Genomic DNA, 2323 nt, shown 5'->3' on the forward strand with positions numbered 1-2323 from the left:
ATATTCTTCATCGCTGATTCTAAAAATGTCATATACACAATTAATAGAATCTGTAATTACTTGTATATTCTTCATTTTTTCCCTCTTACATGTCCACCCGGATAAACATCATATTTTCCACCATTTTTCTGACCTGCTTTAGGCGGGATTTGGACATCCCAATGATCCCCACCATGATCTGCTTTCCCACYAGTAGGTACCCACACATGACCATTTTCATCTTCCCAACCTTTCCCTATACCATTAGGATTTTTTACTCGCCCCGATTTATCGCAGCTCTTAGGTGGCTTTTTAGGTGGAAAGAAACCATCTTTTTCTTTAGGCTTGCCTGGCTCTGGAAAATTTTTGCCATCATCAGCCGACTCATTAAAATTACATAAATCAGTCGCAACACATAATGCTATACCTGTTCCAGCACCAATCAGCCCACCAACAATAGCACCAGGAGGGCCAGCAATTGCACCTCCGGCAATTGCACCACCGACGATAGGATTCCGCCCATCGGGATCCACATACCCCAGCGGATCCCCATTCACATAAGCGTAAAGGTTAATCCCTCCCGCTTNAGCACCAATCAGCCCACCAACAATAGCACCAGGAGGGCCAGCAATTGCACCTCCGGCAATTGCACCACCGACGATAGGATTCCGCCCATCGGGATCCACATACCCCAGCGGATCCCCATTCACATAAGCGTAAAGGTTAATCCCTCCCGCTTCCTGCAATGGATCACGATTCAGCCATCTTCCCAGATGCGGTACATAGAAACGGTAACCAAAGTAAACCAGCCCAGAGGCAAAGTCATTACGCTTGGTGGAGAATCCAAACGGTTGTTGCGAAAATGCGTCACCGCTGGCGGTTCCGTAGAGTGAGTAGTGGTGACTTTCTACCTTATCGCCACTTTGGTTATATACTGCGGTGACATGGCCAAGGTGGTTGGTTACGTAAGTGTAGCTTTGTTCACCAGCTTTTCGTAGCAACACCCCAGCTAGTCGGGTTCCCGATGAATATCGCACTTACTATCTGAAATCGGGCCTATCAAATCAGCAATTACTTAAATTTATAACCCAAACTATTTAACACTCTTTTATATTTTTTTGAAAAACACCCCCACGATGGAAAAAAAATCACCAAATATCCAAAGATTAAATATATAAAATATAATGTATTATCTTTTAAATAATCAAAGCTATCATCAATAATATAAAACACCCCTAAAATAACCATTAGTGACAGGATTGATATCAAAAGCCAAAATAACGCCGACAATGCTATTTTTAAAAATCCGTTAAAACGAGATATGCCTAACAAAACCTGGCCATATACATGAACAGCAAAAAACATAAAAGCCGAAAAAAACAATATATATATAGTTGTATATAACCAAATCATTAATTATTGCTCCCTAATCGTTCTCCGGTACCCACTATAGCCCCCTCAATTACAGAGCCAATTGTTTCCCCTGGTTTTCGGGATATTCCAGGTAATGACATATCTCTACCAATAATTCGATATCTAAACGGGGGTAAATAACGCCCTAGAGCCGCTCCAGTTGGCCCAGCAACAGCTCCGGCAATTCCAGCACCTAAAGCTGCGCCTAAATCATAATTACAGAGGTCGCTTGGATCTTTACCAGAAAAACCAAGTCCTGCAGCTTGTCCAGCTAAGCTAGCAACTACCGCTCCAGCTGCAGCGCCTGCGGCATTGGCTGCAAATGGATTAAAAAACCCAACTCCTGCACCAGCTAATGCTCCAGGTAAAACACCACTCCAACCACCTGAGATTGCACCGCCTACAGCACCAGATATCCCGCCATAAATACCTCCAGCAATACCAAACCGCCCATCCGGATCCACATACCCCAGCGGATCCCCATTGACATAAGCGTAAAGGTTAATCCCTCCCGCTTCCTGCAATGGATCACGATTCCGCCATCTTCCCAGATGCGGTACATAAAACCGGTAACCAAAGTAAACCAGCCCCGAGGCAAAGTCATTACGCTTGGTGGAGAATCCAAACGGTTGTTGCGAAAATGCGTCACCGCTGGCTGTTCCGTAGAGTGAGTAGTGGTGACTTTCTACCTTATAGCCAWTTTGGTTATAGACTGCGGTGACATGGCCAAGGTGGTTGGTTATGTAAGTGTAGCTTTGTTCACCAGCGGTACGTAGCAGTAACCCTTCCCACTAACTAATTTGAACTTTCTTTACTTTCAGATATAACTTTCTTATATAAATCTTCACATTCATCACACTGAAGTTTATTAATAAAATCTTCAATGGTTTTGGATTTATCTATAGAAAATAGGTTATCCAAATCATTAGAA

The 2323-nt window shown here is 43.4% G+C and carries 3 protein-coding genes; all 3 read right to left on the bottom strand.

All coding sequences use genetic code 11. The features are described 5' to 3' along the window. Positions 1–71: 71 nt before the first annotated feature. The 3 genes from BZG23_RS16805 to BZG23_RS16880 are packed head-to-tail and all read right to left on the bottom strand — an operon-like array spanning position 72 to position 2171. Entirely contained in the window at positions 72–1016 is a 945-nt protein-coding gene (locus BZG23_RS16805) for an RHS repeat domain-containing protein (protein WP_443216299.1), read from the bottom strand. A gap of 34 nt (positions 1017–1050) precedes the next feature. After that, complete coding sequence (locus tag BZG23_RS16295; protein ID WP_077607554.1) at positions 1051–1392, bottom strand: hypothetical protein; 342 nt, start codon at positions 1390–1392, stop codon at positions 1051–1053. Further along, entirely contained in the window at positions 1392–2171 is a 780-nt protein-coding gene (locus BZG23_RS16880; protein WP_077607555.1) for an RHS repeat-associated core domain-containing protein, read from the bottom strand. Before BZG23_RS16880 ends, BZG23_RS16295 begins: the two co-directional genes overlap by 1 nt. Positions 2172–2323 lie beyond the last annotated feature (152 nt).

The organism is Salinivibrio sp. ML290, from assembly GCF_001995695.1.
GTDB classification, from domain to species: domain Bacteria; phylum Pseudomonadota; class Gammaproteobacteria; order Enterobacterales; family Vibrionaceae; genus Salinivibrio; species Salinivibrio siamensis.

What these genes read in the sequence shown, in the direction of transcription:
- BZG23_RS16295 (WP_077607554.1), bottom strand. Translation starts at nt 1,392, where the DNA reads ATGATTTGGTTATATACAACTATATATATATTGTTTTTTTCGGCTTTT.